20 protein-coding genes and 2 pseudogenes are annotated in these 25460 nt (G+C 53.5%); 15 read left to right on the plus strand and 7 right to left on the minus strand.

All coding sequences use genetic code 11. The annotated features are described in order from the left end of the window. The first annotated feature begins 9 nt into the window (after window positions 1-9). The 11 genes and pseudogenes from rpe to FDW92_RS22060 all read left to right on the plus strand — a co-directional run bounded on the left by rpe (window position 10) and on the right by FDW92_RS22060 (window position 10027). Window positions 10-687, plus strand: coding sequence for a ribulose-phosphate 3-epimerase (gene rpe, locus FDW92_RS22010; RefSeq protein WP_003023561.1), 678 nt, complete (start codon window positions 10-12; stop codon window positions 685-687). Continuing rightward, window positions 680-1438: a phosphoglycolate phosphatase gene (gph, locus tag FDW92_RS22015; protein ID WP_042311946.1), complete on the plus strand. Its 759-nt coding sequence runs from the start codon at window positions 680-682 to the stop codon at window positions 1436-1438. Before rpe ends, gph begins: the two co-directional genes overlap by 8 nt. After that, window positions 1431-2435: a tryptophan--tRNA ligase gene (trpS, locus tag FDW92_RS22020; protein ID WP_042311949.1), complete on the plus strand. Its 1005-nt coding sequence runs from the start codon at window positions 1431-1433 to the stop codon at window positions 2433-2435. Before gph ends, trpS begins: the two co-directional genes overlap by 8 nt. Before the next feature lie 165 nt (window positions 2436-2600). Continuing rightward, window positions 2601-3506 (plus strand): GntR family transcriptional regulator YhfZ, encoded by a 906-nt coding sequence (gene yhfZ, locus FDW92_RS22025; RefSeq protein ID WP_042311951.1) that lies wholly within the window; start codon window positions 2601-2603, stop codon window positions 3504-3506. 15 nt (window positions 3507-3521) lie between these two features. Next, a complete protein-coding gene (locus FDW92_RS22030; protein ID WP_042311955.1) occupies window positions 3522-3884 on the plus strand; it encodes a hypothetical protein in 363 nt (120 codons plus the stop codon). Window positions 3885-3967: 83 nt separating this feature from the next. Next, window positions 3968-5131 (plus strand): YhfX family PLP-dependent enzyme, encoded by a 1164-nt coding sequence (locus FDW92_RS22035; RefSeq protein ID WP_042311958.1) that lies wholly within the window; start codon window positions 3968-3970, stop codon window positions 5129-5131. Next, complete coding sequence (locus FDW92_RS22040) at window positions 5131-6357, plus strand: phosphopentomutase (RefSeq protein ID WP_042311961.1); 1227 nt, start codon at window positions 5131-5133, stop codon at window positions 6355-6357. Before FDW92_RS22035 ends, FDW92_RS22040 begins: the two co-directional genes overlap by 1 nt. Continuing rightward, the gene (locus FDW92_RS22045) at window positions 6354-7232 is read left to right on the plus strand and encodes a phosphotriesterase-related protein (protein WP_042311962.1); all 879 of its coding nucleotides are present in this window, start codon (window positions 6354-6356) and stop codon (window positions 7230-7232) included. Before FDW92_RS22040 ends, FDW92_RS22045 begins: the two co-directional genes overlap by 4 nt. 10 nt (window positions 7233-7242) lie before the next feature. After that, a complete protein-coding gene (locus FDW92_RS22050) occupies window positions 7243-7596 on the plus strand; it encodes a DUF2620 domain-containing protein (protein ID WP_042311965.1) in 354 nt (117 codons plus the stop codon). Window positions 7597-7607: 11 nt separating this feature from the next. Next, entirely contained in the window at window positions 7608-8912 is a 1305-nt protein-coding gene (locus FDW92_RS22055) for a YhfT family protein (RefSeq protein ID WP_042311968.1), read from the plus strand. Between the two features lie 13 nt (window positions 8913-8925). Further along, window positions 8926-10027: pseudogene (locus FDW92_RS22060) on the plus strand (aminotransferase class I/II-fold pyridoxal phosphate-dependent enzyme). A 62-nt stretch (window positions 10028-10089) separates the two neighbouring features. Here FDW92_RS22060 and FDW92_RS22065 read toward each other — a convergent pair. The 7 genes and pseudogenes from FDW92_RS22065 to tsgA form a co-directional block, all read right to left on the minus strand. Next, a complete protein-coding gene (locus tag FDW92_RS22065) occupies window positions 10090-10260 on the minus strand; it encodes a YhfL family protein (RefSeq protein ID WP_042311973.1) in 171 nt (56 codons plus the stop codon). Window positions 10261-10458: 198 nt separating this feature from the next. Further along, a pseudogene (gene bigA, locus FDW92_RS22070) lies at window positions 10459-16078 on the minus strand (autotransporter adhesin BigA). Between the two features lie 326 nt (window positions 16079-16404). Beyond that, window positions 16405-17778, minus strand: a complete 1374-nt coding sequence (gene cysG / locus FDW92_RS22075; RefSeq protein ID WP_042312024.1) for a siroheme synthase CysG — start codon at window positions 17776-17778, stop codon at window positions 16405-16407. Window positions 17779-17789: 11 nt separating this feature from the next. Next, entirely contained in the window at window positions 17790-18599 is an 810-nt protein-coding gene (gene nirC / locus FDW92_RS22080) for a nitrite transporter NirC (RefSeq protein WP_042312026.1), read from the minus strand. 195 nt (window positions 18600-18794) lie between these two features. Then, window positions 18795-19121 (minus strand): nitrite reductase small subunit NirD, encoded by a 327-nt coding sequence (gene nirD, locus FDW92_RS22085; RefSeq protein ID WP_042312029.1) that lies wholly within the window; start codon window positions 19119-19121, stop codon window positions 18795-18797. Continuing rightward, complete coding sequence (nirB, locus tag FDW92_RS22090; RefSeq protein WP_042312031.1) at window positions 19118-21661, minus strand: NADPH-nitrite reductase large subunit; 2544 nt, start codon at window positions 21659-21661, stop codon at window positions 19118-19120. The genes nirD and nirB overlap by 4 nt, the downstream gene beginning before the upstream one ends. 306 nt (window positions 21662-21967) lie before the next feature. Continuing rightward, window positions 21968-23149 (minus strand): MFS transporter TsgA, encoded by a 1182-nt coding sequence (tsgA, locus tag FDW92_RS22095; protein ID WP_042312034.1) that lies wholly within the window; start codon window positions 23147-23149, stop codon window positions 21968-21970. A gap of 264 nt (window positions 23150-23413) precedes the next feature. Between tsgA and ppiA the strand changes: the two genes are divergently transcribed. The 4 genes from ppiA (at window position 23414) to pabA (ending at window position 25448) form a co-directional block, all read left to right on the plus strand. After that, a complete protein-coding gene (gene ppiA, locus FDW92_RS22100; protein ID WP_003023595.1) occupies window positions 23414-23986 on the plus strand; it encodes a peptidylprolyl isomerase A in 573 nt (190 codons plus the stop codon). Between the two features lie 107 nt (window positions 23987-24093). Beyond that, window positions 24094-24261 (plus strand): YhfG family protein, encoded by a 168-nt coding sequence (locus tag FDW92_RS22105; RefSeq protein WP_064507016.1) that lies wholly within the window; start codon window positions 24094-24096, stop codon window positions 24259-24261. Beyond that, the gene (locus FDW92_RS22110; RefSeq protein WP_042312036.1) at window positions 24251-24853 is read left to right on the plus strand and encodes a putative adenosine monophosphate-protein transferase Fic; all 603 of its coding nucleotides are present in this window, start codon (window positions 24251-24253) and stop codon (window positions 24851-24853) included. Before FDW92_RS22105 ends, FDW92_RS22110 begins: the two co-directional genes overlap by 11 nt. Window positions 24854-24884: 31 nt before the next feature. Then, window positions 24885-25448 (plus strand): aminodeoxychorismate synthase component 2, encoded by a 564-nt coding sequence (gene pabA / locus FDW92_RS22115; RefSeq protein ID WP_042312037.1) that lies wholly within the window; start codon window positions 24885-24887, stop codon window positions 25446-25448. The last annotated feature ends 12 nt before the right edge of the window (window positions 25449-25460 follow it).

A 25460-nucleotide genomic window follows, 5' to 3' on the forward strand; every position in this document is an offset into this window, starting at 1 on the left:
GAGAAGCGGATGAAACAGTATTTGATCGCCCCCTCAATTCTGTCGGCTGATTTTGCCCGCCTGGGTGAAGACACCGCGAGAGCGCTGACTGCCGGTGCCGATGTAGTACACTTCGACGTTATGGACAATCACTACGTACCGAACCTGACCATCGGACCGATGGTGCTGAAATCGCTGCGTAAATATGGCATCACCGCCCCGATTGATGTTCACCTGATGGTGAAACCGGTCGATCGTATTGTCCCGGACTTCGCCGCCGCTGGCGCCAGCATCATTACTTTTCATCCGGAAGCCTCCGAGCACGTTGATCGTACCTTGCAACTGATCAAAGAGCATGGCTGTAAAGCGGGCCTGGTGTTTAACCCGGCAACACCTTTGAGCTACCTGGATTACGTCATGGATAAGCTGGATGTGATCCTGCTGATGTCCGTTAACCCAGGCTTTGGTGGACAGTCTTTCATCCCGCAAACGCTGGATAAGCTGCGTGAAGTGCGTCGTCGTATTGATGAATCTGGCTATGACATCCGCCTGGAAGTTGATGGTGGCGTCAAGGTGAACAATATTGGTGAAATCGCGGCGGCGGGTGCAGATATGTTTGTTGCAGGCTCCGCTATTTTCGACCAACCAGACTACAAAAAAGTCATTGATGAAATGCGCAATGAACTGGCGAAGGTAAGCCATGGATAAGTTTCAGGATATTCGGGGCGTAGCCTTTGACCTCGACGGTACGCTGGTCGACAGCGCGCCGGGATTAGCCGCAGCGGTGGATATGGCGCTGTATGCGCTGGAATTGCCGGTTGCTGGTGAAGAACGTGTTATCACCTGGATTGGTAATGGTGCAGATGTACTGATGGAGCGCGCGCTGGCGTGGTCTCGTCAGGAGCGCGCGACATTACGTAAAACGATGGGTAAGCCCCCCGTTGATGATGATATTCCCGCCGAGGAACAGGTACGTATTTTGCGTAAGCTGTTCGACAGGTACTACGGAGATGTCGCAGAAGAGGGGACATTCCTGTTCCCTGATGTTGCCGATACGCTGGGCGCGTTGCATGCTAAAGGTTTGCCGCTGGGTCTGGTGACCAACAAACCAACCCCGTTTGTCGCGCCATTGCTCGAGGCGTTAGATATCTCCAAATACTTCAGCGTGGTCATCGGTGGTGACGACGTGCAGAATAAAAAACCACACCCGGATCCACTACTGCTGGTGGCAAGCAAGCTTGGCATTAAGCCCGAGCAAATGCTCTTCGTAGGGGATTCTCGTAATGATATTCAGGCGGCTAAGGCTGCTGGTTGTCCGTCCGTTGGTCTGACGTATGGTTACAACTATGGTGAGTCTATCGCCTTGAGCGAGCCCGATGTCATGTCCGACCGCATTAATGAACTACTGCCCGCTCTCGGGCTTCCGCATAGCGAAAATCAGGAATCGAAAAATGACTAAGCCCATCGTTTTTAGTGGCGCACAGCCCTCAGGTGAATTGACCATTGGCAACTATATGGGTGCGCTGCGTCAGTGGGTGAACATGCAGGATGACTACCATTGCATCTACTGCATCGTTGACCAACATGCCATTACCGTTCGTCAGGATGCTCAGCAACTGCGTAAAGCAACGCTGGATACGCTGGCGCTGTACCTGGCATGCGGGATCGATCCTGAAAAAAGCACCATTTTCGTTCAGTCTCACGTACCGGAACACGCACAGTTAGGCTGGGCGCTGAACTGCTACACCTATTTCGGCGAGCTGAGCCGTATGACTCAGTTCAAAGATAAATCTGCGCGTTATGCAGAAAACATCAACGCCGGTCTGTTTGATTATCCGGTACTGATGGCGGCAGACATTCTGCTGTATCAGACCAACCAGGTACCGGTTGGCGAAGATCAGAAACAGCATCTGGAACTGAGCCGCGATATCGCTCAGCGCTTCAACGCGCTGTATGGCGACATCTTCAAAGTGCCGGAGCCGTTCATTCCTAAATCCGGCGCACGCGTGATGTCGCTGCTGGAGCCGACGAAGAAAATGTCCAAGTCGGATGACAACCGCAACAACGTGATCGGCCTGCTGGAAGATCCGAAATCTGTGGTTAAGAAAATCAAACGCGCGATGACCGACTCGGAAGAGCCGCCTGTTGTGCGTTACGACGTGAAAGAAAAAGCGGGCGTTTCTAACCTGCTGGATATCCTCTCTGCCGTCACTGGCCAGAGTATTCCGGAGCTGGAACAGCACTTCGAAGGCAAAATGTATGGTCATCTGAAAGGCGAAGTCGCAGAAGCCGTTTCCGGTATGCTGACCGAGCTTCAGGAACGTTATCACCGTTTCCGTAACGATGAAGCATTCCTGCAGAAAGTGATGAAAGAAGGTGCGGAAAAAGCCAGCGCACGCGCGTCTGTTACGCTGAAAGCCGTTTACGAAGCGATTGGTTTTGTCGCCAGGCCGTAATGTTCTCTGCGTTGTTGAAGAAACCGGGTTTCGCCCGGTTTTTTTTCGCCTGCTCGTTGGTAAATCTCAAAAAATGTGAACCGTCTCGCCGTTTGCATATTTCCCCATTGCGCTATATCTTCATTTTAATGAAGATATAAATATTCAATTTACTGAAAATATAAAATGCGTCGGACATTTATTAAGAAAGAGGGGGTTGTGCTGACAACCCTGGCCCGTTACCTGCTCGGTGAGAAGTGTGGTAACCGACTGAAAACGATAGATGAACTGGCCGCTGAGTGTCACTCATCGGTAGGGTTAACCCAGGCTGCGTTGAAAACGTTGGAATCCTCGGGGGCGATCCGTATCGAGCGTCGTGGGCGAAACGGTAGCTATCTGGTGGAGATGGATAATCGTGCGCTGCTCAAGCATGTGGATATTAATAACGTCGTCTGCGCAATGCCGCTGCCCTATACCCGTTTATATGAAGGGCTGGCGAGTGGGCTAAAGGCGCAGTTCGAGGGGATCCCGTTTTATTACGCGCATATGCGCGGGGCTGATATTCGTGTGGAATGCCTGTTGAACGGCGTCTACGACATGGCGGTGGTTTCCCGGCTGGCTGCGGAAAGTTATCTCGCTCAGGATGGATTGCGCATCACGTTGGCGCTGGGACCGCATACCTACGTTGGCGAGCACCAACTGATTTGCCGCAAGGGTGAATCCGCAGCGGTAAAACGAGTCGGACTCGATAACCGCTCGGCGGATCAGAAAATCATGACCGAGGCCTGTTTTGGCGACCGCAACGTTGAATTGATCGATATGCCTTATCACGAGAGCTTGCAGCGCATTGCGAAAGGCGATGTCGATGCGGTTATCTGGAACGTGGTTGCGGAGGCTGAGCTGGCTGTACTGGGGTTAGAAGCCACGCCGCTCACCAACGATGCGCGGTTTCTTCGGGCCACAGAGGCTGTAATACTGACCCGGGCAGAGGATTATCCGATGCAGCAGCTTCTGCGAGCCGTCGTGAATAAAGAGGCACTGCTTGCCCACCAACAACGTGTGGCGAACGGTGAACAGGAACCCAGCTATTAAGTAAAGGCGAACGACATGGAAAACAGGCTTAACCTGCTGTGTGAAGCGGGCGTTATCGACAAGGATATTTGTAGCGGCATGCTGCAGGTGATCAGACGGCTGGATGAAGAGTGGCGTTTGCCGGTTCATAGCGAGCAAGGGATTATGGCGATGACCCATATGGCGAGCGCGTTGATGCGCAGCCGCCAGGGCGAAGTGATTGAAGCGCTGGACGGTGAGATTTTGGTGGAGATGGCGCAATCGCCTCTCTGGCCAACTATTTTGCTGGTTCATCAGGCGCTGCTGAAAGAGTTTACGGTGACGCCGCACGCTAATGAGGAAGGTTACATGCTGGCGAACCTGTATGGATTGTGGATGGCGGCGAACGAAGGCGTCTGAAATCAATGAAGAATTAGCTTAGCGCATCCTAAATATTCAAAAAAATGAATATTTAACTGAAGGATTAGAAACGAGGCAGAGAAATGTTTATAGAGGCATTGAAACGCCAGAACCCCGCGCTGATCTCGGCCGCTATCGAGTTATGGCAGCAGGGAAAAATCGCACCTGACAGTTGGGTCATTGATGTTGACCAGGTTATTGAGAATGGCAAACGCCTGCTGGATGTCGCCAGGCAACATGGCATTTCGCTGTATCTGATGACCAAACAGGTTGGACGCAACCCCTGGCTGGCGGACAAGCTGTTGCAGCTTGGCTATGAAGGCATTGTGGTTGTGGATTACAAAGAGAGTCGCGTTATGCGCCGTGCCGGGTTACCGGTTGCGCATCAGGGACATCTGGTGCAGATCCCGTCGCGACTGGTCAATGAGGCTGTGGCGCAGGGGACCGAGGTTATCACGCTGTTCTCGTTAGAAAAAGCGCGCGAAGTCTCGGCTGCCGCGGTGAAAGCCGGCTGTGAACAGAACGTGATGTTGAAGGTGTATGACAAGGATGATTTTCTCTATCCGGGGCAGGAAAGTGGTTTTCCGTTGGCGTATCTGACGGATGTGGTCAATGAAATCCGCAGACTGCCGGGTCTGCGCCTGAGCGGGTTAACCCATTTTCCCTGCCTGCTATGGGATGAAAAATCAGCGCAGACAGTGCCGACACCTAACCTGCATACCCTGGTGAGTGCCCGACACCAGATGGCGGAAGCCGGAATTGCCATTGAGCAACTTAATGCGCCGTCAGCCAGTAGTTGCACGTCGTTACCCCTGTTGGCGGAATATGGTGTCACCCACGCCGAGCCGGGCCATGCGTTGACCGGCACTATCCCTTCCAACCAAAAAGGCGACCAGCCTGAACGCATCGCGATGCTGTGGTTGAGCGAGGTTTCGCACAATTTTCGTGGAGACAGTTATTGCTACGGCGGGGGGTATTACCGTCGCGGCCATGCGCAAAACGCGCTGGTCTTTACGCCAGAAAGCGACGCGCCGATCGCCGCAACGCTGAAACCCGTGGATGACAGCAGCATTGACTACTACCTGCCTGTGGCCGGTGAGTTTCCGGTGAGCAGCGCGGTGATCTTCTGTTTTCGCACACAGATCTTCGTGACGCGTAGCGACGTCGTGCTGGTGTCCGGTATTCAGCGTAACGCGGCTGAAATCGTCGCCCGCTACGACAGTCTTGGCAATATCCTGGAGGACTAATGGCCCGATTCGTGGTGTTGGTTATTGATAGCTTTGGCGTTGGCGCAATGAAAGACGTCACGCTTGTCAGGCCGCAGGATGCCGGAGCGAATACCTGTGGTCATATCCTGAGCGAGTTCCCGCAGCTACAGCTGCCAACGCTGGAAAAGTTGGGACTGATTAACGCCCTGGGCTTTGCGCCGGGGGTGATGAAACCTTCAGCATCGGCAGTCTGGGGCGTTGCACAGTTGCAGCATGAAGGCGGCGATACCTTTATGGGTCATCAGGAGATCCTGGGTACGCGTCCTCAGGCGCCGTTGCGGATGCCGTTTAACGACGTCATCGATGGTGTTGAGCAAGCGTTGAAAGCCGCAGGCTGGCAGGTGGAAAGGCGTGGTAGCGACCTGTCGTTTCTGTGGATTAACGACGCGGTGGCGGTAGGGGATAACCTCGAAGCGGATTTAGGACAGGTCTATAACGTTACCGCCAATCTTGCTGTTATGCCGTTTGATGAGGTGTTGAAAATTGGCCGCGTGGTACGTGAGCAGGTACAGGTTGGGCGCGTGATCGCGTTTGGTGGGCTGCTTACAGACAGTCAGCGCATTCTGGATGCCGCTGAGACCAAAGAAGGACGCTTTATCGGTATAAGCGCCCCACGCTCCGGCGCTTATGACAACGGTTTTCAGGTCCGGCATATGGGTTACGGCGTAGATGAGCAGGTGCAGGTTCCGCAAAAACTTCATGAAGCCGGAATCCCTACCGTGCTGGTCGGTAAGGTGGCGGATATCGTTGGCAATCCGCACGGGCGCAGCTGGCAAAACCTGGTTGATAGCCAGCAGATCATGGATATCACCCTTAACGAATTTAACGCGGAGCCGACGGTATTTATCTGTACCAACATTCAGGAAACCGATCTTGCCGGACACGCTGAAGACACGGCGCGTTATGCCGAACGGTTGCAGGTTGTTGACCTTAATCTTTCGCGCCTTCTGGCCGCTATGGATCCAAATGATTGTCTGGTGGTCATGGCCGATCACGGCAACGATCCGACCATTGGGCACAGTCATCATACCCGAGAGGTTGTACCGGTTCTGGTGTATCGGCAGGGGCTGGAGCCAGCAAAATTAGGTATTAGGGCGACGTTATCCGATGTTGGCGCTACGGTGTGCGAATTTTTCGGCGCGTCGTTACCACAAAACGGTAGCTCTTTTCTTTCGGCATTACGGCTTAAAGAGGACATCTTATGAGTTTTGATCCGACGGGTTACACCTGGGTTCACGAACATCTGCATATCGATCTCTCCGGGTTCAAGAATAACCTTGATTGCCGGTTAGATCAGTACGACCTCATTTGCCAGGAGATGAAGGATCTCCGGGCGTTAGGTGTCAGCAACATTATTGAGATGACCAACCGCTATATGGGGCGTAATCCGCAATTCATGCTCGACCTGATGCGCGATACCGGCATCAACGTGATGGCCTGCACAGGCTATTATCAGGATGCTTTTTTCCCCGAGCATGTTGCGACACGTAGCGTGGAACAGCTCGCGCAAGAGATGATCGATGAGATTATCATCGGTATCGATGGCACCGAGTTGCAGGCTGGAATTATCGCGGAAATCGGCTCCAGTGAAGGAGTGATTACGCCGCTTGAAGAGAAGGTTTTTATCGCCGCAGCACGCGCGCATAACGAAACCGGACGCCCCATTTCGACCCATACCTCTTTTAGCACCATGGGACTGGAACAACTGACCCTGCTGAGGACGTACGGCGTTGACCTTTCTCGCGTAACCGTTGGTCACTGCGATTTGAAAGATAACCTCGACAATATTTTACGCATGATCGATCTCGGCGCGTATGTGCAGTTCGATACCATCGGTAAAAACAACTATTACCCGGACGAGAAACGCATTGGCATGCTGCACGCGCTACGCAATCGTGGGCTGCTAAATCGCGTGATGCTCTCTATGGACATTACCCGCCGCTCGCATTTAAAAGCCAATGGCGGCAATGGCTATGACTATCTGTTAACCACTTTTATCCCACAGTTGCGCCAGTCAGGATTCAGCCAGGCCGATGTGGACACGATGTTACGTGATAACCCCTCACAATTTTTCCAATAAGGACAGAATCATGAAAAAGATTGGCGTTGCTGGCTTACAACGTGAGCAGATTAAAAAGACCATCGAAACCGCCGCCCCTGGCTGCTTTGAGGTGTCCATTTATAACGATATGGAAGCGGCGATGAAGGTGAAATCCGGGCAACTGGATTACTACATCGGCGCTTGTAACACCGGCGCGGGCGCAGCACTGTCGATTGCCATTGCGGTGATTGGCTACAACAAAAGCTGCACTATCGCCAGGCCGGGTATTAAGGCGAAAGACGAACATATCGCAAAAATGGTTGCGGAAGGGAAAGTGGCTTTTGGCCTCTCCGTCGAACATGTTGAACATGCGATACCGATGCTGGTTAACCATCTGAAATAAAAGGCATGACTATGGATCTGTACATTCAGATTGTGCTGGTGGCCTGCCTGACCGGCATGACGTCACTTCTGGCGCATCGCTCGGCGGCTGTCTTTCATGACGGTATCCGTCCGATTCTGCCGCAGCTGATCGAGGGATACATGAACCGCCGCGAGGCGGGAAGTATCGCGTTTGGTCTGAGTATCGGTTTTGTGGCGTCGGTGGGGATCTCTTTTACCCTAAAAACAGGTTTGCTTAACGCCTGGCTGCTGTTCCTGCCAACGGACATTCTCGGTGTGCTGGCGATGAACAGCCTGCTGGCGTTCGGTCTGGGCGCTATCTGGGGCGTATTGATTCTGACCTGCCTCCTGCCGGTAAACCATCTGCTCACGGCGTTGCCGGTTGATGTGCTGGGTAGCCTCGGCGAGCTGAGTTCTCCGGTGGTTTCTGCATTCGCACTCTTCCCGCTGGTGGCGATTTTTTACCAGTTTGGCTGGAAGCACAGCATTGTCGCCGCGGTAGTGGTACTGATGACCCGTGTGGTGGTCGTGCGTTACTTCCCGCATCTGAACCCGGAATCCATTGAGATCTTCGTCGGGATGATGATGCTGTTGGCCATCGCCATTACGCATGATATTCGCCATCGTGGTGATGACGAGATAGATGCCAGCGGGTTATCGGTCTTTGAAGAGAGAACTTCGCGGATTATTAAAAACCTGCCGTACATCGCCATTGTCGGCGCGTTGATTGCCGCCGTCGCCAGTATGAAGATTTTCGCCGGCAGTGAAGTTTCGATTTTTACGCTGGAAAAAGCTTACTCGGCGGGAATTACGCCGGAGCAATCGCAGACACTGGTTAACCAGGCGGCATTGGCGGAATTTATGCGCGGGCTGGGTTTTGTGCCAATGATTGCGACAACCGCGCTGGCGACGGGTGTTTATGCGGTAGCTGGCTTCACGTTCGTCTATTCCGTTGGCTACCTGGCGCCGAACCCGTGGATTGCGGCAATCCTTGGCGCTATCGTGATTTCAGCGGAAGTGCTGCTGCTGCGTTCGATTGGCAAATGGCTGGGACGGTATCCGTCAGTGCGTAACGCGTCGGACAATATTCGTAATGCCATGAATATGCTGATGGAAATGGCGCTGTTGGTCGGCTCGATTTTTGCCGCTATCAAGATGGCTGGCTACACCGGCTTCTCAATTGCGGTGGCGATTTACTTCCTCAACGAATCGATAGGGCGTCCGGTTCAGAAGATGGCGGCCCCGGTCGTGGCGGTGATGATCACCGGTATTGTGCTGAATATTCTCTACTGGTTTGGACTGTTTGTTCCGGCTTGAGGAGGCGTAAAAAATGAAAACATTCCCTCTGCAAAGCCTGACGCTCGCAGAAGCGCAGCAGAAGCAGTTTGCGCTGGTGGATACGCTCTGCCGTCACTTTCCCGGCGCTGATTTTCTGGCCGGAGGTGACTTGGGACTGGTGCCGGGGCTGAATCAGCCTCGGGTGACGCAGCGTGTGGAAAAAGTGCTGGCCGAGGCATTTCATGCTGAGGCCGGTGTGTTGGTTCAGGGGGCTGGTACCGGTGCGATACGCGCCGGACTGGCGGCGCTGCTCAAACCCGGCCAGCGACTGCTGGTTCATAATGCGCCCGTTTACCCCACAACACAGGTACTCATCGAGCAGATGGGCATTACTCTGGTCAGGGCAGATTTCAACTGCCTCCCGGAAATCACACGGGTTATTACGCAGCATCGCCCGGATGCCGCGCTGGTGCAACATACGCGTCAGCAGCCGCAGGATCGTTACATTTTAACCGAGGTACTGGCGGAGATTGCGCGCTGCGGCGTACCGACGTTAACCGATGATAACTACGCCGTCATGAAGGTAGACGGTATCGGCTGTGAACATGGGGCGACGCTGTCTACATTTTCCTGCTTCAAGCTCTTTGGCCCGGAGGGAGTTGGGGCGGTTATCGGCAAGGCGGAGGTTATCGCCAGAATCCGTGCGACTCTCTATTCCGGCGGCAGCCAGATTCAGGGGGGCGCAGGCCCTGGAGGTGCTTCGTGGTTTGGTTTTCGCTCCGGTGATGCATGCGGTACAGGCTGGCGTTTCTGAACGATTGCTGACGCTACTCAATAGCGGCGTGATACCTGAGGTGAAAAAGGCGGTTATTGCCAATGCCCAGTCGAAGGTGCTAATTGTTGAGTTTCATCAGCCAATTGCCGCCCGCGTACTGGAAGCGGCGCAAGAGAAAGGCGCATTACCGTACCCGGTGGGGGCAGAGTCGAAATATGAGATCCCTCCTCTGTTTTATCGTCTTTCCGGGACGTTTCGCGAAGCAAATCCGTCGCTGGGCGATTATGCGATTCGTATTAATCCAAACCGGAGTGGAGAAGAGACCGTACTACGTATTTTGCGTGAGAGCGTGAATGCGATAGCATATGAATGGGCATAGAATCTGAAAATGCAAAAAACCGGGAAATACCCGGTTTTTTTGTATCTGCGCAATAACGTCTATTACTGATCTGCAGCCGGGCCACAGCCACCAATAATTTTAGAAATTGAAATTGCCGGATGCAGGAAATAATCGTAGCTGCAGTTGTTTTTTTTGTTTTCGATATGACCAGTACATGCAGTCAGTGTAGCCAGAACCCCAGCGACAATGGTGATTTTTGCAAATTTAAACATGTTAAAAATCCTTGTTAGATATCTATTTTAAAATGGATGAAATCCATTTCTCGGCGGTTAGGATATCAACTAAAATAAAACTTAAGTAGTCCAGAAAAGGACTTGGTAATTTTTATATAAAACATACAGTTAGTGAATTGTTTTTAAATTAAAACAGCCTGGTATTAATAAGTAATACCAGGCTACTGGTTTAATTTATTAGCGGAATGTTTTTCTGAAATTCAACATAAAACCTTTATCGCTGATGTTGTCCTCTTTCCACTGGTAAGCATCCAGATTCAGGCTGGCGTCTTTGGTGCTGTATTTCACGCCGATGGTTGCCAGACCATTAACGCCGCCGCCTTTTTGACCGTTATCCACGCCGAACGATTGACCCGCCGCACCCTGTAATGACGCTGTACGCTGGCTCTTGCTGTAGCTCAGGTTCGGGCCGCCTTCCAGGGTAGCGGTGGCGCTCCAGCCGTCTTTCCCGGCGTAATCCAGCTTCATACCCACAATGGAATCCACCGCTGTTTCGCTGCCAGAGTTCATCGACAGGTTAAAATCGCCAGCGTTGCGCTCTTTGTAGCCATCTTCCATGGTGTGACGGAATTTCACTCCGGCATACGGCGTCACTTTCAGCGCATCGCCCATCATGGTGAAAGTTTTCGCTCCTTCGCTGCGAAGCTCAAGATACTGCTGACGTGCGTCGGAATCCGCCACCTTGTTGGTGTCGCCATATGAGACAGAACGGCTGCTGTCGAGGTTGTGCACGTCATAACGCAGGCTGTTGTTCCACGCCAGACCTTCATCAAACGCCATGCTGTGCTTCAGACCAAAGAACTGACTGTAGCCGCCGGTCAGGCCGTTATCGCCCGCGGTTTTCGAACCGTCGCCATCCAGACGCGCAATACCGTACTCCAGCGTCAGATTCTGGCTGGCGGTGAGATCCAACGTCTGGCGTAATGCCAGCATGTCGTACTGGGTATCGTTGCCCAGCTCAGCGCGTGGGTCGCCTTTCGCTACGACGTTGAACGCTAAACCATCTTTGATCTGCGGTGCAGCGTCGGCCAGCATGGTAAAGCGGTTGCTGAGTACACGCGCTTCACGGAATACCGTGGTGGCCTGACTGCCGCTTACCTGTTTCAGCGCGCTGTTCAGCTCAGCAGTGGTGCTTACGTTAAGGCTGGTGTACAGCTCGTTGTTGGTGTAACCAGCGTCCAGCGCACTCGCCACGCCAGAAACGCTGGCGTCGGTGGCCACGTCGGCATAGGCGTTTTTGGTCATGGTGACATCAACGTTGCCGTCGCTGTCCTGGCTACCCTGGGCGTTCCACACTACGCTGGTGGATGTGATGTTGTCCGCACCCTGGATATTGCTGCCGGTGAAGGCGTTATCCACCACCACGGTGGTCTCCGCCGTGCCGCTGGTAAAACCGGTATCCACCTTCACGTTGTCACCAATCACCAGATTATTGGCTTTCAGCGTACCGGAACTGCCATCGGCGTTGGTGCCGACAATATAGTTGGAGATCTGCTGCGGCGCGTTTGGATCCGCTGGCGGCGTGGGGATGCTGCCCTCGGTTGGGGCGGTAGCCGCATCTGGGATAACGATGTCTGCCGTACCGTTGTGGTCATCCAGCGTACCGGTGGTGCCCGGTGCGTAGATGTCGCAGCCGCTGTCGCACAGCAGGTTGATTTCACCGTTGTTAATGATGGCTTTGGTCTGGCCGCCAAACGCATACGAGTCATCGGCGTAAACGTTGATCACGCCGTCTGCGGCGTTGTTAATAGTGGTGGCTTTACCGTTGCCTTTGATACCGATAAGCCCGGTGCCGTTGGTGCCGTCCTCCTTGCCCTGCTCAGTACCGACGTTGATGGTGCCGCTGTTGACCAGGTTGATTACATAGCTGCTGGTGCCGCCGCTAATCGCCACGGCGTTATCGCCCTGCACGTTGATAGTGCCCTGGTTGCCAAAGTTATAGCCGCGGCCCAGGTTAATCAGCGGCGCATCCGGGTTAATACCGTTGATCACGCCGGTTTCGGTGTTCCAGATCCATTTGGGGTCATTGCTGCCGTTGACCGTGGTGATGGCGCTGTAACCGTTAGTGGCGGTGATGGTGCCGCTGTTCACCTGGGTCAGCGAATCATTGGCGCGTGTCAGGTTGATAATGGTGTTCTCGCCGCCTTCCACCGCGCTTCCGCTGTTGGCAAGCGTTGCGCCCTGCTGGTTATAGAAGTAGAAGCTACCACTGACCAGCGATTTGCCATCTTCCGCCACCGTCATATCGCCGGTGTTGACGATTTCTTGCTGGTAGCTGCCGCCCACGATGGAGCCGGTAAAATCACCGTCATTGTAGAAAGTAACGTCGCCGTTAAGGGTTAACAGATCAGTGGTGATGCTGCCGCCCTCTTCATTGAAGAGGCTGTGCCAGGTGGAAATAGCATCCGCGTCCAGCGTCCCGTAGTTGGCCAGCGCGTTAGCCCCGCCGTTAATCGTCAGGGTGCCGTTGACGGTAAGTGAAGCGCCAGCCTCGTTGTACAACCAGCCCCCGCTAACGTCCACATCACCGTTCAGGGTTTCAGTACCGTAGTTTGCCAGCGTACCATTGGTGAAGAAACCCGCGTCAGAAGTCTGGGTGTCGCTGTCGCCGCTGCCAGGCAGGGACTGAATCCAGATTTTATCCGTTGGTGCGTCGCCCATATGGGAATCAGCGTCATCCATCGGGCTGCCGTTAAGGTTGATGGAGCCGTTATTGATGATGTAGCTGGAACTGTCGCTCAGAAACGCCTGGCCGTAATCGGCGTCGATGTTAATCACACCGGTAGTGTCATTGATGACGACGCCGCCGTTGAGCGCCGCCATGCCGACCAACTCGTTTGCCTGGCCTTCAACGCCCTCATCGGCGGTCAGGGTGATCATACCCTGGTTAATCGCGGTGCCACCGTTGAGCGCCATCATACCGAACCCGGCGTTGTTGACAGTAATGTTGCCGGTGTTGATGGCGGTGGCGTCGCCGTCACCATCGGTGGAGCCAGCGACCATCCCCGAACTGGTGAGATAAAGCTGCGATGGTTTCCAGTAATTTGTGTCGGTGATGTTATTTTCATCATCCAGCGTCGGAACAAAGCCGTCCAGGTAGATATCGCCCGCGTTTGATGCGGTTCCTCTGCTGGCAGCGACGCCATACACGCCCGCCCCCTGCAAATGGATCGTGGCGCCCTCATCGTTAACGACATCGCCATAATTGGACGCCAGCATGGCGTAAAAAGTATGGTTATACCATTTCATTGGGTATACGCCATAACCGCCACTGGACCGTGGAGTCTGGTCAGAAATGACGGTAATGTCGCCATCCGCTTTGTTACGTACAACAGAGCCTTTACCGTCGGCGCGAACAATGGCGGAACGATCCTCAATATTACTGCCATCGCCGGTGGTGTAAGACAGAATATTGCCGCTATTGCTGATTTCTGCGCCGTTATCAGCGCGCATAATGTAATACACGCCGTAGCTTGTGATATCGCCTTTGTTTTCAACAGAGGCTCCACTTCCGTTACCCATTAATAAGGCGTAATCGGTGTAATAACCCGTGGGTATATAGCTGGAAGTAACCTCAATAACCGAGTCGTCGTTCAGTATCAGGGAACCGCCGTTACTGACCTGCGCCAGAATGACATGACCCCCCATGATCGTGTTTGTATCGATGGTCGAATGGCCGCTTAGCGTGACGTTACTGTTACCGCTGACGTTAATGCCCACAACCTCTGCGGAGTATCCATCATCCGGTTGTTCGCCGTGGGTGATGTTAATACCGCCGCCGATCTCAACGTTGTTATCATCACCGGTGACGTTCAGGCCAATAACGTCCAGGTATTGGCCGCTGACGGCGGACAGATCTTTATCGTCGATATTCAGTGCGCCATTAAGCGCCACGTCGTTGCCGTCGCCGCTGACGGTGACGCCGATTATCGGCGTGTCGGATTGAGCCAGAGCGTCCTGCCCGTAGTCGGCGTTGATATTCACATTGCCGGTGATATCAACGGTATTGCTGTCGCCGCTCACGCTCACCCCGGTTGCGGTGCGGAATATGCCTTCGCTGTCCTGCACTGAGGTTACGTTAATATCGCCATCCAGCGTCACCTGCGACGTATCGCCGCTCACCAGCGCGCCGGTGCCGTTAAGTCTGACGTCAATATCCCCTTTGTTTTTGAAAGTGTTTTTTTCGCCTGCGACCACAAAACCCACTGAGTCTGCGTCACGCACGGTGGCGTTACCGGTATTTTTGGCTTCGTTGCCGCTGCCGTAGGTGATAATACCCATCGCGCCATCGGTCACCAGCAGATCGCCCGCCTGGGTCAGGCTGCCGTTATCGCCATTGATAACTACGGCGGCAGAGCCTGCGCCATCCACCGCGATATCGCCGGTATTGGCGATACGGGCGCCGTCGCCATCAATTTGCGTACCGATGGCGCCGCCGGAGATAGTCTGATTACCTTCGTTGATAATAAGCGCGTTGTCGCCGTCGATATACAGCGCCGTGGAGTCCGCGCCGCTGACGGTGGTGCTCCCGGCGTTATCGATAACCACGTTGTCGCCGGTAATGTGGCCGCCGGTGCCGCCGTCGGTGATGGTCATATCACCGTCGTTGTTGACGCGGGCGTTATTGCCGTCAATGACGGTGCCGGTGGAGCCTGCGCCGTTGATGTTGGAGGTACCGGTATTCTTAATCGTGGCGTTGTCGCCGTCGATGATGATGGCGGTGCCGCCGCCGCTTACGGTAATGTCGCCGGAGAAATCGGTGCTGGTGCCGTTGCCGGAAATCAGCGCGCCGGTGGCGTTGTCCACCGTTGAGTGGCCCGAAATGGTGTTGGTGGTGCCGTCTCCGGAGATAACCATACCGGTGGCACCGTCGGTCACGCTGGAGTCCCCGGTGAGCGTGTTGACGGTTCTATCGCCGGAAATAATCGCGCCGGTACTGCCCTGGCCGCTGATATCCATGCCGCGATCGGTGGAATGCGATTCGTCGTCGCCGCTGATAACCGCGGTTTTATCGTCGGCAATAATCAGATAGCCACGGCTGTCGTACTTCCAGTAGAGACCGTTTTCCTGGGTGCCTTCAATCACGGCGGCATTGGCGTCGGTCACGTCCCAGCCGGAGACGTTCAGCGTTTTGCCGTCCAGGGTGGTGAGCTGCCACTGGTTGTTCTGTTCTGAATAATTCCACACGGCACCCTCGAGAACGCTGCCGCTATCCAGTTTGAAGCTATCGAAGGCCAGGGTGTCTTTGCCTTTATCGATGGTGACGCCGTTGCTGAAGGTAGTAACAGAGTTATCTGGGGGCGTGTCGTCGTCATCGGGCGGGGTCACATCGTCATCGCCGCCATCGTCGGGCGGGGTTACGTCGCCGCCATTGTCGGGTGTCATCGCCGCCATCGTCAGGCGGGGTTACATTGTCATCGCCGCCATCATCGGGCGGGGTCACATCGTCATCGCCGCCATCGTCGGGCGGGGTTACGTCGCCGCCATTGTCGGGCGTAGGGGGCATATAAGAATGAGTGGAATCTCCGCCACTGTTATTTTCAACGCCAATAGCCACGCCCGCGGCCAGCGCAGCAACGCCGCCAGCAACCCAGCCCCAGTGATTATCTTTTTCAGATAATGTAGCAAGGCAGGCCGGTGAGAGTTTTTCGCGCTTTTCTTTAGGCAGGGAGGAGATATTACTGGGACATTCTTTTTCATCATCGTTATTCTCTGCGGCGATGGCCGGAATGTAATAACTTTGCATCGCGAGAGCTATAGCGATAGAAATAAGTTTTTTCTTTTGCATAGGGTTCATCCTTGATTAATATTTTCCTTGCGTACTAAATATATGCAGATAGCGATACAGGCAATGATGAAATGGCCAGAGTAAAATTATCCTTTAGTGTTTATTTTATCACCCGATAACCTGGGTAGGTCAAATTGAATACTTAACGATACTATTTGCGGTATGAATGGATGTGGGGCGAATTTGGCTAATGAAAGAGTTTTTACGCAATATTATTAATAATCAAATTCACTTCATGAATTTAATTTGGGTTGCTTAATTCAATTTTAAGTAAAGTTAATTCGAAGTTACGAGTAGTTGTAAAAAAAAGCCCTGGGGAACAGGGCTTTTTTTAATTAATGGTTAGAGAACCAGTTCAGCTTATCGCGAAGGCCTACCACACGACCAACAATAATTAGCGCTGGGCTTTCAACCTGTTGCGCTAATTCCCCGAGCTGCGTCAGCACACCGTTGACGACGCGTTGTTTCACGGAGGTGCCGTTTTCTACAAGTGCAACCGGCATATCGGGCTGCATGCCAAATTCGATCAGTTTTTCCTGAATCGTGGCCGCCTGGTTCAGCCCCATGTAGAACACCAGCGTCTGTTTCTCTGCCGCCAGATTTTCCCAGTCCAGCTCGCCGCCGGTTTTCAGGTGCCCGGTAACCAGACGAACGCTCTGGGCGTAATCACGATGGGTCAGTGGAATGCCGGAATAGGCGGAACAACCGGAGGCTGCGGTAATACCCGGTACGACAGAGAATGGAATACCGGCGTGGCAAAGCGTTTCCAGCTCTTCGCCACCGCGACCAAAGATGAACGGGTCGCCACCTTTCAGTCTCACGACGCGTTTACCCTGTTGCGCTTCACGCAGCAGGATCTGGTTAATCTCTTCCTGCGGTACGCAGTGGTAACCCGCACGTTTACCGACGAACACCCGGTCGGCATCGCGGCGCACGAGGTTCATAATATCGTCGGAAACCAGACGGTCATAAACCACTACGTCTGCCTGCTGGATCTGCTGCAGCCCTTTCAGCGTCAGCAGCCCGGCATCGCCAGGACCGGCACCAACCAGCACCACTTCTCCACGGTGATCCAGTGGTTCGCTAAGCAACTGCTCGGTGGTTTCTTCGACGGCTTTTGTGTCACTGTTTGCCAGCGACTGCGCCAGGCGGTCATTAATGAACAATTTTTCCCAGAAGCGGCGACGTTCACCCATACTGGCAAACTGTTTTTTAACCCGAGAGCGCAACTTGCCGGCATATTGCGCGACCTGGCCCAGATGCTGAGGCAGCATGGATTCGAGTCTTTCACGCAGCAGACGGGCCAGCACCGGTGAAGTGCCGCCAGAGGAGACCGCCACCATCAGCGGCGAGCGGTCGATAATGGAGGGCATGATAAAACTGGCTGCTTTTGGCGCATCGACCACGTTGCAGAAGATACGCCGTGATTCTGCGGCGGTGCTGACGCTTTGGTTAACGGCATCGTCATCGGTGGCGGCGATAACCAGCCAGCAAGGATCGAGCAGGGACTCATCGAACGGCCCCTCAACCAGTGTCAGCATGCCTTCATTTGCCCATACGGTGAACTGCGGAATAAACGCCAGCGCATTAACCGTTATACGGGCGCCCGCTTCCAGCAGCAACCGCGCTTTGCGTTCTGCGACATCACCACCGCCGACGATCAAGCAGTCGCGGTCACGTAGTTGACAAAATATAGGCAAATGGTCCACGACATTACCCCTTAATTATTGGCAGCAGCCTCTGGCTGATTGATTTTTGCCGGAGCCGGACGCTCCGATTTTGGCGTAGCATACCAATAACCCAATCCCATGAATACGACACCGGACAAAGTATTACCGAGTGTCACCCATAACAGGTTATGACCAATTCCGGCCAGGGTATAGGCTTCGCTATGATGACCGAACCAGGAGAGGGCAAACAGCGTCATGTTGGCAACTGAGTGCTCGTAGCCGGAAGCAATAAATGCCAGCAGACACCACCAGATAGCGAGGAATTTCGCTGCGCCTTCGGTACGAATTGCCATCCAGATTGCCAGACAAACCAACCAGTTACACAGCGCGCCTTTGAAGAACAACACCGTTGCAGGCGCTGTGGTTTTCGCCAGTGCAACCGAATGCACGATGCTGGTATCGACCGGCAACAGGCTGCCGCCGCCCCAGCTATAAAGCAGGGCGACAAACACGGATCCGACCAGATTACCCAGCCAGGTTTGCGGCAAAATGGCCCACATTTGACCGTGGCTGATGGTGCCCGCTTTAACGCCGAGCGTCAGGAACATGGTGTGACCGGTAAACAGTTCAGAACCCGCGATGATGACCAGCGTTAAGGCGATACCAAAGGTTGCACCCATCACCAGAGGACGTACGGATGGGTCGAGCAGATTGCCGAGGGTGAAAATAAGAATGATGCCAAGACCGACATAAGCCCCTGCCATTGCTGAACTGACCCAGAATCCGAGCGGGTTATTAGTCGACAGGCGTGCGATGCGCGCAGCGTTAGCCGCACACTTATTAATAGTGTCAGTAAACATTTGATTATCCTTTTCTCACTTCATCCTTTGCACTGCCTCTTTGTTGGCTGCCCTCGCTCACCCCAGTCACATAGTGAACTATGCTCCTGGGGATTTTCTCGGTTGCCGCCGCGATGCCGTACAAATGATTTTGTGATAACAATTAAAATGAAAAAAATACAAAAAAGGGGAGGCGTTGCGCCTCCCAAAAATTTATTAACCGCGCAACTGCACCGTGCCGTCTTTTACTCGCGCTTCGTAATGTTTTACCGAGAACTGTTCGTCTTCCATGCACAGTCCATCGCTTAAACGAAAGCGTTGTTTCTTCAGCGGGCTGGCGACCCACAGTTCGCCCTGATGTTCAGCGATCAAACCACGAGAAAGCACGCTGGACTCAAAGAACGGATCGATGTTGCTGATCGCAAACACCTGGTCGCTGTGATACGGGCGGAAAATCGCGACTTGTTCAGTACCTAACAGGGCACAGACGCCTGTTGCAGGCAGAATGTCATCGATTTTGCAGATGTTTTGCCACTGGCTCATGCGTTTTCCTCCACCAGAGTCACCGGGATACGCTCATAAGGCGTTGCCGGACGATGTTGTTCACGTTCAGGCACAACCTGGACGTTCGGGTCGCGTTTGTCGCTGTTGATGAAGTGCTTGAAGCGAACCTGCGCGGATGGGGTGTTAACGGTTTCTGTCCACTCGCATACCACCGCTTCACGCAGACGGGCCATCTCTTCTTCCAGATGTTCGTTCAGGCCCAGCTTGTCGTCGATGATGACCGATTTCAGATACTCAATGCCGCCTTCCAGGTTGTCTAACCATGGTGCGGTACGGGTCAGTTTGTCGGCAGTGCGGATGTAGAACATCATGAAGCGGTCGAGATACTTCAGCAGCGTTTCGCGATCGATATCCGCCGCCAGCAGATCCGCATGACGAGGTTTCATCCCGCCGTTACCGCAAACGTACAGGTTCCAGCCTTTTTCCGTGGCGATGACACCCACATCTTTGCCCTGGGCTTCCGCGCATTCACGGGTACAGCCGGAGACACCGAACTTCATCTTGTGCGGCGTACGGATGCCTTTGTAGCGGTTTTCCAGCTCGACGCCGAAACCGACGCTATCGCCCACGCCGTAGCGGCACCAGGTGCTGCCCACGCAGGTTTTCGCCATACGCAACGCTTTAGCATAGGCATGACCGGTTTCGAAACCGGCTTCAATCAACTGGCGCCAGATTTCCGGCAGGTCATCTTTCTGTGCGCCGAACAGGCCAATACGCTGAGAGCCGGTGATTTTGGTATACAGGTTAAATTCACGCGCGATACGCCCCACGGCCACCAGACCTTCAGGGGTGATTTCACCGCCAGCGGAGCGCGGGATTACAGAGTAGGTGCCGTCTTTCTGGATATTCGCCAGGAAGTTGTCGTTGGTGTCTTGTAGCGGCGTGTGCTGAGGTTTGAGAATGTACTCATTCCAGCACGAGGCCAGCAGGGAACCGACGGTCGGTTTACACACTTCACAGCCGTAGCCTTTCCCATGTTTTGCCAGCAACTCTTCGAAGGTTTTAATGCCTTCTACGCGAATGAGATGGAACAGTTCCTGACGCGAGTATGGGAAGTGTTCACACAGGTTGTTGTTAACTTCAATACCCTGTTTCGCCAGTTCAGCGTTCAGGACCTGCGTTACCAGTGGGATACACCCACCGCAACCGGTACCGGCTTTGGTTTCAGCTTTCAGCGCTGCAACGGTGTGGCAACCTTTATTGATAGCAGCAACCAGCATGCCTTTGGTGACGTCGAAGCAGGAACAAATCTGCGCGCTGTCCGGCAGTTTATCGACGCCTATAGACGGTTTGCCGCTGCCCGCGTGCGCAGGCAGGATCAATGAGTCCGGGTTTTCCGGCAGTTCGATAGCGTTCAGCACCAGTTGCAGCAGATTGCCGTAATCGCTGGTGTCGCCTACCAGAACCGCGCCGAGCAGCGTTTTGTTATCTTTGCTGACAATGAGGCGTTTGTAGACTTCTTTGCTCTCGTCGAGGTAAACGTAGCTGCGCGCGCCCGGTGTGCGGCCATGTGCGTCGCCAATCCCGCCAACGTCAACGCCGAGCAGCTTCAGCTTGGCGCTTAAATCTGCGCCTTCGAAGGCGTTTTCGGTTTCGAGGATATGGTCAACGGCAACCTGCGCCATTTTGTAGCCGGGTGCCACCAGACCATACACACGGTTGTTCCAGCTGGCGCATTCGCCGATGGCATAGATGTCCGGGTCAGAAGTCTGGCAGGTGTCGTTAATCACGATCCCACCGCGCGGAGCGACGTCCAGACCGCACTGGGTAGCCAGTTTGTCGCGTGGACGAATACCGGTAGAGAAAACGATAAAATCGACCTCCAGTTCGCTACCATCGGCAAAACGCATGGTTTTGCGCGCTTCGACGCCTTCCTGGACAATCTCTTTCGTATTTTTGCTGGTGTGCACACGCACGCCTATGCTTTCAATTTTGCGACGTAACTGTTCGCCACCCATATGATCCAGCTGTTCAGCCATCAGCATCGGAGCGAATTCAATCACGTGGGTTTCAACGCCGAGGTTTTTCAGCGCACCGGCGGCTTCCAGGCCCAGCAGACCACCGCCTACGACAGCACCGCGTTTGCTACGGCGCGCACAAGACTCAATGGCGTTGAGATCTTCAATGGTGCGGTAAACGAAGCAGTCCTGTGTTTCCGAACCTTTAATCGGCGGGATCCACGGATAAGAGCCAGTCGCCATGATCAGCTTATCGTAATAAACCGTACGCCCCGCGCTGGAGTGGATCACCTTCTCCTGGCGGTTGATGGTAATTGCGCGCTCGCCCACTAATACCTTAACGCCGTGCTTCTCGTAGAATCCTTCGCGCACCAGAGAAAGCTCTTCGGCGGTGTGGTGGGAGAAGTAGGAAGACAGGTGTACGCGGTCGTACGCTTTGCGGGGTTCTTCACAGAAGACGGTAATATCAAAATTGGCAGCGTCGGATTTATCAAGAAGATCCTCAATAAAGCGATGGCCGACCATACCATTACCGATAATAGCGAGTCTGACTTTGCTCATTTTTGCCTCGATTTCTTTTCTATTACCGCCTACCTTAACGATTCAGCAACCCCGCTTATTGATACAAATCAAATTCGCTCTCATATACTCCTTAAGAGGTATATGACTGATTTACCTACATTTTTATAAGTTACGGAATTGACTGGCTTTTCGTGTTTGTATAAATAGCGTACAAATTAAGGGGTTTTTGTATGAATTGGCCTGCATCACCTGGAGAGGTGGGGGATGCGAGGTATATGCCGGATGGCGCGGACACCATCCGGTAGTGTGCAGGCCGGGTAAGCGGAAGCGTCCCCGGCAGTGAGATTAATGCGTGGCTGGAGCGTTATGCTGGCGATGGCGCGTGACAAACCCAAGAACAAAGCACATTACGAACACAACGGAATACAAGCCGTTAGCCGTTTGCAGTGCCGCCATTGGACCGCTATGAGCGACGATCGGGCCAGTGACGACGAAAGTAAGCATGGTACCGATGGTGCCGCAAGTCAGAACGAAGTTAACCAGTTTAGGTGAGGCGACCTTCGTCTGTTGGGAACCGAGGGTAATAATGGTGGTATAAATCGCGCTGGAGAAGAAGCCCAGTGTCAGAATGAACCACGGCATATGCTCTGGCGTACCGGTGATAAACAGATACATCAGGATGGTGGCCAAACCCGCCAGTACGGTCAGGATGCGCTGCAGATCGAAGAAACGCAGAATAAAGCTAAACGCCCACATGCCAACCATGTAAGACATCCAGAAGTCGCTGACCAGTTTACCCGCATCACCCAGGCTCATACCCAGACTTTTGGCATATTCCGGTACCCATGAGATAAAACCAAGCTGGCCGAGGATGTAACATAAAGCCGCAATGGACAGAAACAGTACGCCAATGCCCCATTTTTCTTTTACTACCGGTGCGTCTGACTGCTGCGCGTGTTTGCCCAGCGCAGGGAATTCGCAACCGAAGGTCAGCAGGAAAATAGCGACATAGACCAGGCCGATGCAGGCATAAACCCAGTACCATTCAATGCTGCGCGCTAACAGGAATGCTGCCACCATCGGGAAAATCATGCCAGCCATGCTGAAGAAAGAGTCCGTAAACAGCAGGCGGGAACCGCGCTGGCGACCTTCATACATCTGCGTGACCAGGAATGTACCAATCGACATGGTGATACCGCTCACCAGCCCAAGGACAAACATTGCTGCTGAGAACAAGGCCAGGCTATGGCTGAGCATCAGTCCGGCGACCGCCAGAACCATCAGGATAAAGCCAAAGCGCAACTGGGTTTTCAGGGGCACAATCTCCATCAGCCATGCATTCAGGAAGATAGAGATCAGGATGCCGGCATTCAGGAAAGTGAAGGTGTTACTCATACTGGAAACGGGCAAATGGAAGTAATCTGCGATATTTCCCATCACCATCCCGGTGACAATTACCAACGCGCCTGTCAGGGCGTAGGAGAGAAAGCTAATCCATGTGAGCTTAATGCGGTTGCTGTTAGTCATGACTGGCCTGTATAGAAGTGTAAGGCGCATTGACTGCGCCGTGAGCGGGCAGATTTTAGGCGCTTTAGTGACACATTTAAATATTTAATGGCAATAACTTGCTTCGTTACATTTTTGTATGTGATCTCGATCACAATGAGTATTGCGACTGTGAGGTTACATTTGTTTCAAGTACGTAAAATTAAGTAAAGGGATGGCCTTGTCCTTGAAGGCTCTTTAGAATCAATTCACTTGCTTCATTTCTGCTCTTGTTAAGGAATTCTCATGCTCAAATCGACTCTGGCGGCTGTTGCAGCTGTTCTCGCTCTTTCCGCTCTCTCCCCTGCAGCACTGGCAGCAAAAGGTGACCCACATGTCCTGCTGACCACCTCTGCGGGTAACATTGAGCTGGAGCTGAACAGCCAGAAAGCCCCGGTTTCAGTGCAAAACTTTGTCGATTATGTGAACAGTGGTTTCTATAACAACACCACGTTCCACCGTGTGATCCCGGGCTTTATGGTACAGGGCGGCGGCTTCACCGAGCAGATGCAGCAGAAGAAACCTAACCCGCCAATCAAGAATGAAGCCGATAACGGGCTGCGTAACACCCGTGGCACGATTGCGATGGCGCGTACAGCAGATAAAGACAGCGCGACCAGCCAGTTCTTTATCAACATCGCAGACAACGCTTTCCTCGATCACGGCCAACGCGACTTTGGCTATGCTGTATTCGGTAAAGTTGTGAAAGGTATGGATGTCGCGGATAAGATCTCTCAGGTACAGACCCATGATGTTGGTCCTTACCAGAATGTCCCGTCAAAACCGATTGTTATCCTTTCAGCTAAAGTTCTGCCGTAATCGTATTTTTCGCGGGTAGTTCCTGCCCGCGTTCTCTCCCTTCTCTGCGTAACCCGAAATTGCTGCTTATACTTGTGGCAAGTGCCGCTTACATTCAGGGAGGTCACGTGAAAAAACTCACCGATAAACAAAAGTCCAGACTCTGGGAGCAACGGCGTAATGTCAATTTCCAGGGAAGCCGACGACTGGAAGGCGTGGATATTCCACAGGTTACTCTGAACGCGGAAGACGCCCTGGCGCGTCTGGAAGAGTTGAGGAGGCACTATGAGCGATAAATTCGGTGATGGACGTGACCCTTATCTGTACCCCGGTCTGAATGTGATGCGTAACCGCCTGGGGATTCATCAGGCCCAGCGTCTGGCACAAGCGGCATACGAATTAACAGCACTGCGCGCCGCGACGATTGAGTTGGGGCCTTTAAAGCGTGGCTTGCCACACCTGTGCGCCATTCATCGCCAGTTATACCAGGATATTTTCGACTGGGCGGGGCAGTTGCGGGAAGTTGATATCTACCAGGGCGATACTCGCTTTTGCCATTTTGCCTATATCGAGAAAGAGGGCAATGCGCTGATGCAGGATCTGGAAGAGGAGTCCTGGCTGGTGGGATTGCCGGAAGACAAATTCGTCGATCGCCTCGCGCACTATTATTGCGAAATTAATGTGCTGCATCCGTTTCGTATTGGTAGCGGTCTCGCGCAGCGTATTTTCTTCGAACAGTTAGCGATTCATGCCGGGTATATGCTGAGCTGGGATGACATTCAGGTTGAGGAGTGGAACCAGGCGAACCAGAGCGGGGCAATGGGCGACCTGAGCGCTCTGCGGGCGATATTTCGTAAAGTGGTAAGCGAAGCCCCGGAAACTGAGTAGAATAGCGCGGGTCTTATGTACCGGAGCCGCCATGATCCTGCTTATCGATAACTATGATTCTTTTACCTGGAACCTGTACCAATACTTCTGCGAACTGGGCGCTGATGTTCTCGTCAGGCGTAACGACGAGCTGACGCTGTCGCAAATTGACGCGCTGAATCCGCAAAAAATCGTGATTTCCCCGGGCCCCTGCACGCCGGATGATGCCGGTATCTCGCTGGACGTTATTCGCCATTTCGCGGGCAACATCCCGCTGCTGGGCGTGTGTCTCGGTCACCAGGCGATGGCGCAGGCGTTTGGCGCGACCGTGGTTCGGGCAGCAAAAGTGATGCACGGTAAAACCTCGCCGATTACGCATAACGGGCAGGGCGTTTTTCAGGGACTCGCCAACCCATTAACCGTGACACGCTACCATTCTCTGGTGGTTGCCCCCGAAACGCTTCCTGACTGCTTTGAAGTGACGGCCTGGAGTGAGACACAGGAGATCATGGGTATTCGCCACCGCGAGTGGGATCTGGAAGGTGTGCAGTTTCACCCGGAGAGTATTCTCAGCGAACAGGGGCATCAGCTGCTGGATAATTTCCTCCAACGGTGATTTATGGTTGCT

The organism is Citrobacter sp. wls706, assembly GCF_005281305.1.
Lineage (GTDB): Bacteria > Pseudomonadota > Gammaproteobacteria > Enterobacterales > Enterobacteriaceae > Citrobacter > Citrobacter werkmanii.

Bases quoted from the DNA above. Each gene is read 5' to 3' on its own strand.
- rpe (WP_003023561.1), top strand. From the start codon at position 10: ATGAAACAGTATTTGATCGCCCCCTCAATTCTGTCGGCTGATTTTGCC.
- gph (WP_042311946.1), top strand. From the start codon at position 680: ATGGATAAGTTTCAGGATATTCGGGGCGTAGCCTTTGACCTCGACGGT.
- trpS (WP_042311949.1), top strand. From the start codon at position 1,431: ATGACTAAGCCCATCGTTTTTAGTGGCGCACAGCCCTCAGGTGAATTG.
- yhfZ (WP_042311951.1), top strand. From the start codon at position 2,601: ATGCGTCGGACATTTATTAAGAAAGAGGGGGTTGTGCTGACAACCCTG.
- FDW92_RS22030 (WP_042311955.1), top strand. From the start codon at position 3,522: ATGGAAAACAGGCTTAACCTGCTGTGTGAAGCGGGCGTTATCGACAAG.
- FDW92_RS22035 (WP_042311958.1), top strand. From the start codon at position 3,968: ATGTTTATAGAGGCATTGAAACGCCAGAACCCCGCGCTGATCTCGGCC.
- FDW92_RS22040 (WP_042311961.1), top strand. From the start codon at position 5,131: ATGGCCCGATTCGTGGTGTTGGTTATTGATAGCTTTGGCGTTGGCGCA.
- FDW92_RS22045 (WP_042311962.1), top strand. From the start codon at position 6,354: ATGAGTTTTGATCCGACGGGTTACACCTGGGTTCACGAACATCTGCAT.
- FDW92_RS22050 (WP_042311965.1), top strand. From the start codon at position 7,243: ATGAAAAAGATTGGCGTTGCTGGCTTACAACGTGAGCAGATTAAAAAG.
- FDW92_RS22055 (WP_042311968.1), top strand. From the start codon at position 7,608: ATGGATCTGTACATTCAGATTGTGCTGGTGGCCTGCCTGACCGGCATG.
- FDW92_RS22065 (WP_042311973.1), bottom strand. From the start codon at position 10,260: ATGTTTAAATTTGCAAAAATCACCATTGTCGCTGGGGTTCTGGCTACA.
- nirC (WP_042312026.1), bottom strand. From the start codon at position 18,599: ATGTTTACTGACACTATTAATAAGTGTGCGGCTAACGCTGCGCGCATC.
- nirD (WP_042312029.1), bottom strand. From the start codon at position 19,121: ATGAGCCAGTGGCAAAACATCTGCAAAATCGATGACATTCTGCCTGCA.
- nirB (WP_042312031.1), bottom strand. From the start codon at position 21,661: ATGAGCAAAGTCAGACTCGCTATTATCGGTAATGGTATGGTCGGCCAT.
- tsgA (WP_042312034.1), bottom strand. From the start codon at position 23,149: ATGACTAACAGCAACCGCATTAAGCTCACATGGATTAGCTTTCTCTCC.
- ppiA (WP_003023595.1), top strand. From the start codon at position 23,414: ATGCTCAAATCGACTCTGGCGGCTGTTGCAGCTGTTCTCGCTCTTTCC.
- FDW92_RS22110 (WP_042312036.1), top strand. From the start codon at position 24,251: ATGAGCGATAAATTCGGTGATGGACGTGACCCTTATCTGTACCCCGGT.
- pabA (WP_042312037.1), top strand. From the start codon at position 24,885: ATGATCCTGCTTATCGATAACTATGATTCTTTTACCTGGAACCTGTAC.